Source organism: Marinobacter maritimus (assembly GCF_007671675.1).
In the GTDB taxonomy this organism is placed as follows: Bacteria; Pseudomonadota; Gammaproteobacteria; order Pseudomonadales; family Oleiphilaceae; genus Marinobacter; species Marinobacter maritimus.
In genome coordinates, this window is the sequence record NZ_VCGW01000005.1 from 1 (window position 1) to 13,225 (window position 13,225).

The 13,225-nt window shown below is 53.8% G+C and carries 11 protein-coding genes; 1 reads left to right on the forward strand and 10 read right to left on the reverse strand.

The genetic code is table 11. The features are described 5' to 3' along the window. Positions 1 to 190: 190 nt before the first annotated feature. From purT to FFI90_RS16625, 8 genes are all read right to left on the reverse strand, one after another. The gene (gene purT, locus FFI90_RS16590) at positions 191 to 1,381 is read right to left on the reverse strand and encodes a formate-dependent phosphoribosylglycinamide formyltransferase (protein ID WP_144779579.1); all 1,191 of its coding nucleotides are present in this window, start codon (positions 1,379 to 1,381) and stop codon (positions 191 to 193) included. Positions 1,382 to 1,435: 54 nt separating this feature from the next. Next, a complete protein-coding gene (locus FFI90_RS16595) occupies positions 1,436 to 1,618 on the reverse strand; it encodes a DUF1289 domain-containing protein (protein WP_144779581.1) in 183 nt (60 codons plus the stop codon). Between the two features lie 127 nt (positions 1,619 to 1,745). Next, positions 1,746 to 3,443: a methylmalonyl-CoA mutase family protein gene (locus tag FFI90_RS16600; RefSeq protein ID WP_144779583.1), complete on the reverse strand. Its 1,698-nt coding sequence runs from the start codon at positions 3,441 to 3,443 to the stop codon at positions 1,746 to 1,748. After that, entirely contained in the window at positions 3,430 to 4,407 is a 978-nt protein-coding gene (gene meaB, locus FFI90_RS16605) for a methylmalonyl Co-A mutase-associated GTPase MeaB (protein WP_144779585.1), read from the reverse strand. Before meaB ends, FFI90_RS16600 begins: the two co-directional genes overlap by 14 nt. Continuing rightward, on the reverse strand, positions 4,408 to 5,829 hold the full coding sequence (locus tag FFI90_RS16610) for a phenylacetate--CoA ligase family protein (RefSeq protein WP_144779587.1): 1,422 nt from the start codon (positions 5,827 to 5,829) through the stop codon (positions 4,408 to 4,410). A 76-nt stretch (positions 5,830 to 5,905) separates the two neighbouring features. Further along, on the reverse strand, positions 5,906 to 6,331 hold the full coding sequence (locus FFI90_RS16615) for a cobalamin B12-binding domain-containing protein (protein ID WP_144779589.1): 426 nt from the start codon (positions 6,329 to 6,331) through the stop codon (positions 5,906 to 5,908). A gap of 15 nt (positions 6,332 to 6,346) precedes the next feature. Beyond that, positions 6,347 to 7,039 (reverse strand): GntR family transcriptional regulator, encoded by a 693-nt coding sequence (locus FFI90_RS16620; RefSeq protein ID WP_144779591.1) that lies wholly within the window; start codon positions 7,037 to 7,039, stop codon positions 6,347 to 6,349. Positions 7,040 to 7,300: 261 nt separating this feature from the next. After that, positions 7,301 to 7,882, reverse strand: coding sequence for an NUDIX hydrolase (locus tag FFI90_RS16625; RefSeq protein WP_144779593.1), 582 nt, complete (start codon positions 7,880 to 7,882; stop codon positions 7,301 to 7,303). Positions 7,883 to 7,978: 96 nt separating this feature from the next. Here FFI90_RS16625 and FFI90_RS16630 point away from each other — a divergent pair, with 96 nt between their 5' ends. After that, positions 7,979 to 8,542 carry an NUDIX hydrolase gene (locus tag FFI90_RS16630; RefSeq protein WP_144779595.1) on the forward strand — a complete coding sequence of 188 codons (564 nt, stop codon included), beginning with the start codon at positions 7,979 to 7,981 and terminating at the stop codon, positions 8,540 to 8,542. On the opposite strand, the gene FFI90_RS16635 is transcribed toward FFI90_RS16630, so the two are convergent. Together FFI90_RS16635 and purL are read right to left on the reverse strand one after the other, a co-directional pair. Then, the gene (locus FFI90_RS16635) at positions 8,537 to 8,848 is read right to left on the reverse strand and encodes a YqfO family protein (protein WP_144779597.1); all 312 of its coding nucleotides are present in this window, start codon (positions 8,846 to 8,848) and stop codon (positions 8,537 to 8,539) included. The genes FFI90_RS16630 and FFI90_RS16635 overlap by 6 nt on opposite strands. Positions 8,849 to 9,262: 414 nt before the next feature. Further along, positions 9,263 to 13,168 (reverse strand): phosphoribosylformylglycinamidine synthase, encoded by a 3,906-nt coding sequence (gene purL / locus FFI90_RS16640; RefSeq protein WP_144779599.1) that lies wholly within the window; start codon positions 13,166 to 13,168, stop codon positions 9,263 to 9,265. Between the last annotated feature and the right edge of the window lie 57 nt (positions 13,169 to 13,225).

Below are 13,225 nucleotides of genomic sequence, written 5' to 3' on the forward strand. Positions count from 1 at the left end.
TCTCGCCGCCTTGTCAACCGTTTAATTAAAGAAACTTCAAACTCGTTTTCTTCAATACTTTCAAACAGTTGCCCTTCTCAGAACTCCCCGCCTCAGCGGTGTGTCCCTCGAAGGAGATGCGTATTCTACAGAGCCTGCTCAGACTGTCAACGCTTCGTTGGTGTTTTTTTGGAATTCCGACGATTTAACATCATAGGTCGATTTTGATCGCCGCAGCCGCCTTGGTCGCTTTCCCCCTGGCTTGCGCGATTGATGGCGCATTGGCAAGTGCAACACCCATTCTGCGACGCCCTTTCAATTCCGGCTTCCCGAACAATCGGAGTTGGGTATCAGGCTCCGATAGCGCAATCTCCAGGCCCGAGTATGTAACTGCATCCGAAGACCCCTGGGGAAGTATCACCGCAGACGCCGATGGGCCATGCTGTCGTATAGCCGGTATTGGCAACCCAAGTATTGCCCGTGCATGTAGCGCAAACTCCGACAAGTCCTGTGAAACCAGGGTTACAAGACCTGTATCGTGAGGGCGAGGTGACACCTCAGAGAACCATACCTGATCACCCCGAACGAATAGTTCAACACCGTATACGCCGCAACCACCAAGGTTTTCAACAACAGACTCTGCAATCTCTTTCGAGCGCGCCAGAGCTTTATCACTCATCGGCTGCGGCTGCCATGATTCACGGTAATCCCCGTCCTCCTGGCGGTGACCAATCGGCGCGCAGAAGGTTATGCCGCCCCGGTGTCTTACAGTAAGCAGGGTTATTTCGTAATCAAAGTCTACAAAGCCCTCTACAATCACCCTGCCCTTACCGGCACGCCCACCCGTCTGTGCATACTCCCAGGCTGTTTCAATATCGGCTGGCGTCTTTACAGTGCTTTGCCCCTTTCCCGACGAACTCATAACCGGTTTTACTACCAATGGCAGACCAACTGCGTCCACCGCAGCAAGGTATTCCTCTCTCGATGTCACAAACCGGTACGGCGAGGTTGCAAGACCAAGCTCTTCAGCTGCCAGGCGACGAATACCCTCTCGATTCATTGTCAGGTTGGCGGCTCGCGCGGTGGGAATCACCCGATAACCTTCTTGCTCCAGGCTCACGAGCTCGGGAGTATCAATGGCTTCTATCTCAGGCACAATCAGGTCAGGTTTCTCCGATTCGATAATGCGGCGAAGGGCCTGCCCATCCAGCATATCGACAACGTGGCTTCTGTGAGCAACCTGCATGGCCGGAGCATTGGCATAACGATCAACCGCGATTATCTCCACGCCGAAACGTTGAAGTTCGATAACGACTTCTTTGGCTAGTTCCCCGGCACCGCAAAAGAGAACCCTGAAGGCGTTTTCTTTCAGCGGAGTGCCTATCCGAACTGTGTCAGTCATGATTGTGCAAGCCCTGTGTATAGTTTGTGAGTACCTGAGTTGCCGCGAGAGACATCAGGTCGCAACTTTGTTCTCCCGCTCTGCGACTTTTCGCAGCACTTCACGGCGCTCCTCATTGCTCATCTGAGACCACCGCGTGATTTCATCCCCGCTACGCTGGCACCCGATACACAGATCATTTTCATCCAGCGCGCAAATGCTCACACAGGGCGAGCGCACCTTATCAGCCACATTCATCCTGCTACCTCAACTGACTGCATTAACGGTTACCACCTTGTTCTTAAACAAAGTCGTTACTTTAACCTTTCCTGCACTCTCCTTCTAATCCAGGCTGGGCCAGCCCGCTCCAGTCAATAAGTACCGATTAAATGACAGGCTTTTCCCGATAGGTTCCCCAAATACCTTTGAGTGTTTCAACAATATCACCCATCGACGCCCCTTCCTTTACCAACTCAATAGTGATTGGCATGAGATTTACCGATTCGTCTTCTGCCTGCTCTTTCAACTGCTTGAGCATGCTTTGAACCTTTTCCTCATCGCGACCATTCCTGACCTTGTTCAGGCGATCAATCTGCCGGCGCTCTGTTTCGGGATCGTGGGGGTGGATTTCAATTTTAACATCCTCTTCCTTCTGCACGAACATATTCACGCCTATAACCGGCCTTTCTCCACTGGCCTTGCGTAGCGCGAAATCATAAGCGGAATCGGATATACCTCTCTGGAAATAGCCATCGTCGATACATTGCAGAGTGCCACCAAGTTCTTCGACCTCATCAAGGATTTTCCACACTTCCCTCTCAATCTCGTCAGTAAGGCTTTCGACAAAATAGGAGCCGCCCAGTGGATCTACCACCTGAGTGACATTGGTCTCGTAGGCGATGATTTGCTGCGTGCGCAGGGCAATACGCATCGCCTCCTCGGTAGGAATGGCGAACGCCTCGTCCATACCGTTGGTATGTAGCGACTGCGCTCCGCCCAATACGGCGGACAGCGCTTGGAGCGCAGTACGAATCGGGTTGATCGTATATTGTGGCTTGGTCAGGGTCGCTGCCGCCGTTTGTGCGTGGAAGCGAAGCCGGCTGGCTTCGGGGTTCGTAGCGCCAAATTTTTCGCGCATGATTTTGGCGTATATCCGCCTGGCAGCACGGAACTTGGCAATTTCCTCAAAGAAGTCTGCCTGGCTCACAAAGAAGAACGAGAGGCGGGGCCCAAACTCATTAACATCCACACCTGCATCGATAGCCGTCTGGACGTACACCATTGTAGTAGCCATGGTGTACGCCACTTCCTGAACAGCTGTCGAGCCAGCTTCCGATATATGGTATCCGGAAATATTGATGGCGTTATACCGCTTCATGTTCTCGGATCCGTACTGGATACAGTCGCGGACCAGGCGAACAGACGGTCGCACCGGGTATATCCACTCTTTCTGGGCAATGTATTCCTTGAGAATGTCGTTCTGGATGGTGCCAGAAAGGTCATTCAGGTCGTAACCGCGCTTCTGCGCCAGGGCGATATACATTGCGTAGAGTATCCATGCCGACGGATTGATCGTCATTGAGACTGAAATTTTCGTCAGATCAATACCATCGAATAACTCCTCCATATCTGCCAGAGTGTCGATAGCAACACCTTCGCGACCCACTTCGCCCTGACTCATGGAATGGCTGGAGTCATACCCCATAAGCGTAGGCATATCGAAGTCAATCGAAAGCCCGGTCTGGCCCTGGGCGATGAGATACTTGAACCGCCCGTTGGTTTCCGTCGCTGTACCAAAACCGGCTATCTGACGCATAGTCCAGTTCTTGCCCCGGTACATGGTGGGGTATGGCCCGCGGGTGAACGGATACTGCCCGGGAAAGCCAATATTCTCGAAGGACGTATCTTTAACATCCAAAGGTGTATAAGTGCGTTTCGTCGGCATCCCGGAAGCGGTGGCGTACTCTGATTTACTTTCTGGAGCCCGCTTGAGGAAAGACGACACTTCATTCTTTTCCCACTCGTCGAACTCATTTTCAATGTGCTTGAGTGCAGCGGAGTCATACTGGTCAGTGTGATTCATGGATCGTCTCCTTCATGGCTTTTAACAGGGTCACCGCGGCTCCATGGGGATCCAGTTGGCGTTGAGTAACTTTTTCTAGCAGCTCTTCAGTTTGCGATCTGCTATCACGTGCAAAATTATCCCGGACGATTTCCTCGGCAACTTTCACGACCCGGGTCAACGCAATCTGGCGGCGCCGTTCGGTGATTTCGCCACTTCGTTCAAGGTGTTCGGCGTGGAGATCGATCGCGGCCATCAGCTCGCCGAAACCGGCGTGTTTCTCAGAACTGGTTGGCACCACCGGCACTCGCCAAACTCCCTCTCCAGGCTCAAGACTCATCATCAACATGGCCTTGAGTTCCTGGATGGTTTTATTGGAATCCGGCCGGTCGGCTTTGCTCACCACATGGATATCGGCAATCTCCAGCACCCCTGCCTTGATAGCCTGAATGTCATCCCCCAAACCTGGCGCGTTGACTACAACGGTGGTGTGCGCGGCACGCACAATATCCACTTCATCCTGACCAACTCCGACCGTCTCGATCAGGACAACGTCGAACCCGCCTGCATCCAGCAGGTCGACCGCATCCAGGGCGGGTCTGGCAAGTCCTCCCAGAGTTCCCCGGGTCGCCATACTGCGGATGAAAACACCCGGATCGGAAACCAGCTCTCCCATGCGGATGCGATCCCCGAGGATCGCACCACCGGAAAAAGGACTTGAGGGGTCAATGGCAACAACACCGACAGTGCGGCCACTGGCCCGGTATTCGAGCACCAGCTGGGTAACAAGCGTTGACTTTCCCGCTCCCGGCACACCGGTAATGCCCACCACATGGGCGCGGCCAGTGCATTTATAGAGCTGAGCCATGGCTTGGCGTACTTCAGGATCGCCACTTTCAACCCGCGTAATAAGCCTGGCGATGGCACGAACATGCCCTTCTTGCACCCGCTCGGCCAGCTTCATCGAGGATATGCGATTCGTCATTTAGCCTCCCCGCTTCCGGTTAAGACTTTGGTAAAGATCCCGGTCGTCAACCACCCGCTGAGCTTTGAAGTCTGTGCGCGGAAAGGTGTCCGGCTCGACCATCACAACCATTGCCCGGACCCCCAACACGCGACTGAACTCAGCTTCTACTCGCTCTGACATCGCTCTTACTGCATCTGGGCCCTTATTCGCGGTTTCCTGGTCAAACTCTGCCTGCACGGCCAGTTCGTCCATTGAGCCACCGCGTGAAACGACGATCCGGTGTTCGCCGCCATAACCGGCAAGACCTTCCAGAATTTCTGCAATGGCACTTGGGTAAACATTCTCACCACGGATCTGGAACATGTCGTCAATCCGTCCGTAGATACCTTTTGGCAGCCTGGGATAGGTTCGGCCACACGGGTTGTCTTCCATCACCCAAAAGGTCAGATCGCCTGAAACCATGCGAATCATCGGTTGAGAGGTACGCTCGAGGTGGGTATAGATCGGTGTCCCTTGTTCACCGTAGGGGACACGGAGATGGGTATTCTGATCCGCCACTTCGGTGTAAACGATGTCCTGCCACAGAAGCATGCCCTCGGTGTCGGCACTGCCAGCGGCGTGCATCCACGGCGTAAGTTCGGCCATGGTGCCGCAATCAACCACCTTCGCACCGTAGATATCCTGAATTTTGTCCCGGATAGAAGGAATTGACCCACCAGGTTCACCGGAGAAGAAAAGCACTTTGATACCGAAAACCCTGGGGTCAATCCCTTCCTCACGGGCGACTTCTGCCAGCCTCAGCGCATAGGACGGCGTGGAGTAGAGACCAGCGGGCTTCATCATTGCCAGCCAAGTGACCGCTCGCGCCGTCATCCCCGGCGCACCGGCACCAAACGGAAAGGCTTTACAACCCAACCGCTCAGCGCCGATCAAAGCACCCCAGGACCCCATGTACAGACTCAGGATGGCAGCTACAAACACTGTATCCCCCGGACGCAGGCCCATACCCCACATAATACGAGCATGGTTGTTGGCAATGGTGTCCCAATCACGCCGGGAGATGCCAAAGGCCGTAGGCCGACCGGTTGTTCCTGAGGTACCGTGGATATGGTGGATGTCGCTCTCCGGGCAGCAGAGGTAGTCCCCGAATGGCGGATGTTTCGCTTGGGATTCACGCAATTCCTGCTTGGTGACAACAGGAACCTGTTCGAAGTCTGCAAGTGTACGGACGTCGTTTGCCTTTATACCGGCTTCGTCCCATTTGCGTTGGTAAAATGGCGAGTGATCGTAGGCATACGTCATTACGTCCCGAATACGCGCAACAATTAGCTCGTCGCGTTTGTCAGGATCCATCGTTTCGCGATCCCGAAACCAGTAAGCGCTGCCCGTATCTGGAAAGTAGCCGTTGTTGTAGCTTGGAGGGAAATTCCAATCTTCCATCGGAGACTCCTGATATTGTTATTGGTTGTCATCTGAGGAAACCTGTCATGAAAGCCCTGACACCAGGGTGGCGTACTTATCTGGCACCACGGTCTGCGACCAACTGCCGGAACGAATCAATGATTTCCTGGGGGGGAGTGTCCTGTAACAGAATCTTGTGAACGCCCATCAGGTATAGCTCTTCGACATCGTCGTCCGGGATGACACCGCCACCCGCAATAATCATGTCGTCCGCTTCCCTGGCTTTAAGGAGCTCCAGCACCTTGGGAAAAATGTGCATGTGCGCGCCCGAGAGCAGGCTGATACCAAGGATATCCACATCTTCCTGAACAGCTGCATCCACGACTTCCTCCGGTGTGCGGTGCAACCCGGTATAGACCACATCCATGCCAGCATCTCTGAGCGCACGCGCGACAACCTTTATGCCTCGATCGTGACCGTCCAGGCCAATCTTGGCCAACATCACTCGGATAACATTTGCGTTTTTGTCTTTGTTTTGCATCGTATTCTCCTTCAATTAAAGAGTAGCGTTACCACTTCTTTTCAGGGGGTCGCGGCAGCCTTGAATTTCCTGCTGGAGCCATTTTGAAGCCGTTTCCACATGCTGCCTCGCAAGCGTTTCAGCATTCCGCACATCGCCAGCCAATACCGCATCAAGTATGGCCGCGTGCTCTTCCCATATCTGCTTCTGGTTTTTTTCAACAATGAGGATGTCACCCATAACGCGCCTTACGTGGTTCCAGTGGGCTTCCATCGAATCCAGAATGAAGGTGTTCCCCGCCAGCTCGTAAATAAAGCCATGGAAGCGCATATCCGCATCGATAAGTGCCGGAAGGTCATGCGCCTTCCCGGCTGCATATCCGTCATCGATAATATCCTCTCCACGCTTCCGCGCCCCGGCATCTGCCCGCTGCGCCGCGAGCCCGGCACTGATCAAATCAATCCCGCACCGGAATTCGTACAGCTGCGCCACAAAATTCTCATCAAGCACCGACACCATCAGGCCCCGACGCCCCACACTGGAAAGAAATCCATCATCCCGAAGGCGCTGCATGGCCTGGCTTACCGGCAACCGTGAGACATCCAGCCTCTCGGCCAGGCTTTCCTGGGTCACTCGTTCACCCGGTTTGAGCAAGCCCTCCACGATGGCATTGACCACAGAGTCGTATATCAACTCCGGCAGGTTCTTCTCGGTTTGGATTTTTTTCATCGATCAAACTCCACGACGCATCTCCCTGACTATCGTTTGCATACAGTATTCACCATGTAATACCTGTTTTCTTTTTAACCATATTAGACTTAAGTCTAATATGGTTAATTTTAAGCACACGACTATGTCGTTCCGACACGGATAAAAACACTGGAGGCCAAAGAACTGTTGTTAAATAAGGAGGGAGTGCTTGCCAGGACGAGCGTGTCCGGCAGCATGGCAAGTCTGAGGAGAGTGAAAACCAGAGGGACTAATTGAGACTCATTTCGGGGGTTCCAGCAAATCAATGCCGGTATCGTATACAGCGTTTAAAAAATCAACCAGAACCACCGCGGACAACCCCCAGATCTGATAACGCTCCCAACGATAGCAGGGCACGTGAAAGGTATGGTTCTGAAAGTGCAACGCATCTGTACGTTCCCGACGGTCTTCAAGAAAGAAGGACAGCGGAACACGGAAAACGCTTTCGATCTCATCCGGGTTCGGATCCAGCGGATGCCCCTCAGGCACAATGCCAACATAGGGGGACACGAGAATCCCGTAACGTGACATCACCTGCCCAAGGGGCGCGATGATCTCTACCTGATCAGGCGGCAAGCCGATTTCTTCATGGGTTTCCCGCAGGGCGGTCGCGGCCAGCGATTCATCTCCAGGGTCGCGCTTACCACCTGGGTAAGCAACCTGCCCACGATGGGTGCTCAGATTTGCTGAGCGCAACGTAAATATCATCTCGGGATTGCCAGGGTCATCTGTAACCGGCACAAGAATGCCTGCCTCGGGAAAATCCAGATCGAGCTTCCGGGGTGCATAGTCTGTTAAACGTTGAACAAGTAAATCACGCAAATCGGAACTCCTGAGCAAATCCGGTGTTGAATGAGACAGCGACAGCAAGGATCATTAAACTGAGCGCACAACCAATTCAAGTATACGGGGAAAAACATGAAGTACTGCAGCACATGCGGCCATCCGGTTAAACAGCGTATCCCCGAGGGCGACAATCGCCACCGCTATGTGTGCGTAGATTGCGGCACAATACACTACCAGAACCCGCGCATCGTTGCGGGCACAGTTCCTGTATGGGAAGGGCAGATTCTGCTTTGCCGCCGTGCAATTGAGCCGCGGTACGGGTACTGGACTCTTCCCGCGGGGTATATGGAGAACGCCGAAACCACCGTTGAAGCTGCTGAGCGAGAAACCCTGGAGGAGGCCCTGGCCGAAGTAAATATTGAAGGGCTCTATTCCATTATCGACGTCCCTCATATAAACCAGGTGCACATGTTCTATCGGGCGACGCTTAAAGACGGGACCTTTGGTGCGGGCGAAGAGTCTCTTGAAAGCCGCCTGTTTGCGCTGGACGACATCCCGTGGGATGACATCTCTTTTCCCACCGTGCGCAAAACTCTGGAGTTTTTTCTCGAGGATCTGAAAAAAGAGTCCTTCGGCGTTCATGTAAGTGACATACGTCACCCTATGGCCGCCACCCGGGCCAAGGACGATCTATAGCATCTCCATCCGGTAAATCTCGTACGCAGGCTCTTCATAAGGATGGGCCTGCTTGAGTGCTTCAACCGCCTGCCTGATCAGCTCATCCTTACAAACGAGCTCAACCTTGAACTCACTCACAACCTCCAGCGTGTCTTTTTCTCCCAGAAAAGGCCTGCTGCCCTCCCGCGGTCGGAACTGTCCCTGCCCAAGACATTGCCACGCACAGGAATCATAATCGCCAATGCACCCGGCACCAATATTGAAGAGTGCCTGTTTGGTTTTCTCCAGGTGCGTTTCTGGTACGAAATAGCATATTTTGTACATGCGAACCTTCTCCGAACAGGATATTTTTTGTACAGATTAATAGCTTAGGTACTTACCCACAGATTCTGTGGATAACTCTGGGGAAAGTTTTAGGGAACCCCGCTCCAAACCCCGTATTTACTGCCCTCGCGTTAAATTGGCGACAAATTCACCTGATATATTTTATTGTTATTTTTCAACGCCTTATACCCGCCGATTAAAAAATGAACCTGTATCACCTGTATTGTTCAGAGAACGCACAGGGAACCGCCTGAGATGTGCATAAACATATTGAGTCAAGGGCTATTTCCGCAATATAACGATTTTTTTCACTTGAAAAACACAAAAAACTCCGGATCGCACCCACAAAAAAACCGGCTTTTGAATTGCACCCTGTCGAGGGCCTCCAAAGCCGGTTTTTCAACCAGAATTCGGTTAACCGAACCAGCGTCTCGCATTTCTAAACATGCGAATCCACGAACCATCTTCCTGCCAATCCTTCGGGCGCCACGAGTGCTGAGCAGCGCGGAATACGCGCTCCGGGTGCGGCATCATTATCGTGATACGACCATCGCGCGTGGTGGCACCTGCAATGCCACTCTCCGAGCCGTTAGGATTGTAAGGATAACGAACCGTTGCCTGACCTCTGTTGTCCACGAAGCGAAGTGCTATTCGCTCGCTTTCTGCCAGATCTGCAGCAGACGCGCTTCCTGAAAACTCTACCCTGCCTTCGCCATGAGCAACGGCTATGGGCATACGGGAACCCGCCATGCCTTCGAGGAAAGCGGACGGCGACGGCGTCACTTCAACCATAGCCAGCCTGGCTTCGAACTGTTCGGACTGGTTGCGGACAAAGCGCGGCCACCCTTCACTACCCGGAATCAGCTCGTGCAAATTGGAAAGCATCTGACAGCCGTTACACACACCGAGTGCAAGCGTGTCCTGACGGTTAAAGAAGGCTGCAAACTGGTCACGAACACGGTCATTGAACAGTATGGACTTGGCCCAGCCCTCGCCCGCACCCAACACGTCCCCGTATGAGAATCCGCCACAAGCCACGAGACTATTGAATGCCTCAAGGCTCACCCGCCCGGAAAGCAGATCGCTCATGTGTACGTCTACAGATTCGAAGCCGGCCCGATCAAATGCGGCGGCCATCTCAACTTGACCGTTGACACCCTGCTCGCGCAGAACCGCAATTTTCGGTCGCGCCCCCGTATTAATGTAAGGCGCTGCAATGTCTTCATTCACATCGTAAGAGAGTTCGACGTGCAGGCCCGGATCATCTGCATCCAGAAGATTATCAAACTCTTCAAGGGCACAATCCGCATTGTCCCTAAGGGATTGAATACGGTAGCTGGTCTCAGACCACAGGCGCTGCAACTCAGATCGAGCGTCATCTACAACCGCTTCACCCTCAAAGGTCAGCCGCAGGCGATCGTTATCGTTCAATGTGCCTATGACGCTGATGGTGTCGCCCAACCCAGCTGCTGAAAACTGCTGCAGCACAAAATTGGTATCTTCTCTGCGCACCTGGATAACCGCTCCCAGCTCCTCATTGAACAGCTCGCGGGCAAACTGGCTGGATTCGTCCGCAAGACCGTCCAGCTTGATGTCCGCACCGGTGCGACCGGCAAAACACATCTCTGCGAGAGTCACATACAAGCCGCCATCGGAGCGGTCGTGATAGGCGAGGATCTTGTCGTCAGTATTCAGGCCCTGTATGGCTGCGAAAAACGCTTTGATGTCCTCCGGATCGTCAATATCCGGAGCCACAGCACCAACCTGGCTATACACCTGAGCCAGAGCTGACCCGCCCAGGCGATTCTGCCCTGCGGCCAGGTCAATAAGAATAAGATCGGTTTCACCCGCATCTTTTATCAGCTGCGGTGTTAAAGTGCGCGAAACGTCGATAACCGGCGCAAAGCCACTGATAATCAACGACAGCGGCGCCGTAACGCTCTTCTGTTCGCCGCTGTCCTCTTCCCACATGGTTTTCATGGACATGGAGTCCTTGCCCACAGGAATGGTAATCCCGAGCTCCGGGCACAGCTCCATGCCAACGGCGCGCACTGTTTCGTAAAGGTTTTCGTCCTCACCCGGATGGCCGGCAGCAGACATCCAGTTAGCCGACAGACGAATATCAGAAAGCTTTCCAATAGACGCAGCGGCCATGTTGGTAATAGCCTCACCCACAGCCATCCGGCCAGATGCGGGCGCATCAATGGTTGCAATCGGCGTGCGCTCACCCATGGCCATAGCCTCACCGGCCAGCACGTCAAAAGAAGTTGCCGTGACTGCAACATCGCTTACCGGCACCTGCCAGGGGCCCACCATCTGGTCACGCGCCACAAGCCCGGTAATCGTGCGATCACCGATGGTTATCAGGAAACTCTTCGAACCGACTGAAGGAAGCCGCAACACTCTGCGGATCGCGTCATTCAGATCAACTTTCGTAGAATCAAATACCGGCTTGGTAAATGATGTCCGGTTAACACTCCGGTGCATGCGAGGCGGCTTGCCAAAGAGCACATCCATCGGCAGATCAACAGGCTTGTCGTTAAAATAGGAATCGCTCAGTTCGAGGTAATGGGCTTCAGTTGCCTCACCAATGACTGCATAAGGGCAACGTTCCCGACGGCACAGTGCATCGAAAAGCTCCAGATTTTCTGGAGCAACCGCCATAACGTAGCGTTCCTGGGATTCATTACACCAGATTTCCAGTGGTGACATGCCGGGCTCGTCGCTGGGAATATCCCGCAATTCGAACTTTCCGCCACGGCCACCATCTTTCACCAGTTCCGGCATGGCGTTGGAAAGGCCGCCAGCGCCTACGTCGTGAATGAAGCACATGGGATTTTTCTCGCCCATTTGCCAGCAGCGGTCAATTACTTCCTGACAGCGGCGCTCCATCTCCGGGTTATCACGCTGCACGGATGCGAAATCAAGGTTCTCGTTGCTGGAGCCGGAATCCATGGAGGAAGCAGCGCTCCCTCCAAGGCCGATAAGCATGGAAGGCCCACCTAGCACGATGAGTTTGGCGCCGACTGGTATCTCACCTTTTTCCACGTGTTCTGCGCGAATATTACCAAGACCGCCGGCAATCATGATGGGCTTGTGATAGCCCCGCACTTCGTTACCCGCCGGGCCGGCAACCCTCTCTTCAAATGTCCGGAAGTAGCCGGCTATATTAGGACGACCAAACTCGTTATTGAATGCGGCGCCACCAATTGGCCCCTCAATCATGATATCCAGCGCGGAAGCGATTCGATCGGGTTTACCGTAATTGATTTCCCAAGGCTGAGAGTCGTCTGGCAGATTGAGGTTAGAGACGGTAAAACCTGTAAGCCCCGCCTTCGGCTTGGAGCCACGTCCGGTTGCGCCTTCATCACGAATCTCACCGCCCGAACCCGTTGCCGCGCCTGCGGCTGGCGCAATTGCGGTCGGGTGGTTGTGAGTCTCCACCTTCATAAGAATGTGAATATCTTCCTGATTATAACCGTAAACACCGGTTACAGGATCCGGGAAGAAACGCCCGCCACGACTGCCACGAATAACAGAGGCGTTATCTTTGTAGGCAGACAACACACCTTCGCTGTTCATCTCGAAGGTGTTCCGGATCATGGCGAACAGTGATTTTTCCTGCCCCTCACCATCAATATCCCAGGATGCATTGAATATTTTGTGGCGACAGTGCTCTGAGTTTGCCTGGGCAAACATCATCAGCTCAACGTCGGTCGGATCCCGCTCGAGACTGACAAACGACTTCACCAGGTAATCGATTTCGTCATCTGCCAGCGCAAGACCCAGACGCATGTTTGCATCTACCAACGCCTTTCGGCCGCCCGCCAGTACGGATACCCGCTCTAACGGGCGTGGCTCTTCATGGCTGAACAACAGTTGGGCACCGCCCATCTCGTGGAAGACTTTCTGGGTCATGCGATCATGCAGCAGCGCTGCAACCTTTTCGCGCTGATCCAGGCCAAGCTTCTTGCTGGCTCTGATATAAAAAGCCGTGCCGCGTTCGATGCGCTGAATCTGGCGCAAACCGCAATTACGTGCAATATCGGTTGCCTTGCTGGACCATGGAGACAGGGTTCCTGGGCGTGGCACAACGAGAAACAGCACGCCATCCGGCTCTTCGCCCGGCACGCTGGGCCCGTAGGTCAGGAGCCGATCAAGAATGGCCTGCTCGGAATCAGAGAGGGCGCCCTCAAGATCCACAAAGTGCATGAATTCGGCATAAACATGCTCAATCTCCGGCACGATGGCCCGAATTTTGGCGAACAGTTTATGAGAGCGGAAAGGCGAAAGCGCGGGTGCGCCGCGAAGTTCAAGCATGATATCAACCTGTATCGCGCGAAACGGGGAAGTCCGGGTGCATTCTGAGAAGGCGCA

Excerpts from the sequence above, each read along its gene's own strand:
- purT (WP_144779579.1), bottom strand. The coding sequence starts at position 1,381 with ATGACTGACACAGTTCGGATAGGCACTCCGCTGAAAGAAAACGCCTTC.
- FFI90_RS16595 (WP_144779581.1), bottom strand. The coding sequence starts at position 1,618 with ATGAATGTGGCTGATAAGGTGCGCTCGCCCTGTGTGAGCATTTGCGCG.
- FFI90_RS16600 (WP_144779583.1), bottom strand. The coding sequence starts at position 3,443 with ATGAATCACACTGACCAGTATGACTCCGCTGCACTCAAGCACATTGAA.
- meaB (WP_144779585.1), bottom strand. The coding sequence starts at position 4,407 with ATGACGAATCGCATATCCTCGATGAAGCTGGCCGAGCGGGTGCAAGAA.
- FFI90_RS16610 (WP_144779587.1), bottom strand. The coding sequence starts at position 5,829 with ATGGAAGATTGGAATTTCCCTCCAAGCTACAACAACGGCTACTTTCCA.
- FFI90_RS16615 (WP_144779589.1), bottom strand. The coding sequence starts at position 6,331 with ATGCAAAACAAAGACAAAAACGCAAATGTTATCCGAGTGATGTTGGCC.
- FFI90_RS16620 (WP_144779591.1), bottom strand. The coding sequence starts at position 7,039 with ATGAAAAAAATCCAAACCGAGAAGAACCTGCCGGAGTTGATATACGAC.
- FFI90_RS16630 (WP_144779595.1), top strand. The coding sequence starts at position 7,979 with ATGAAGTACTGCAGCACATGCGGCCATCCGGTTAAACAGCGTATCCCC.
- FFI90_RS16635 (WP_144779597.1), bottom strand. The coding sequence starts at position 8,848 with ATGTACAAAATATGCTATTTCGTACCAGAAACGCACCTGGAGAAAACC.
- purL (WP_144779599.1), bottom strand. The coding sequence starts at position 13,168 with ATGCTTGAACTTCGCGGCGCACCCGCGCTTTCGCCTTTCCGCTCTCAT.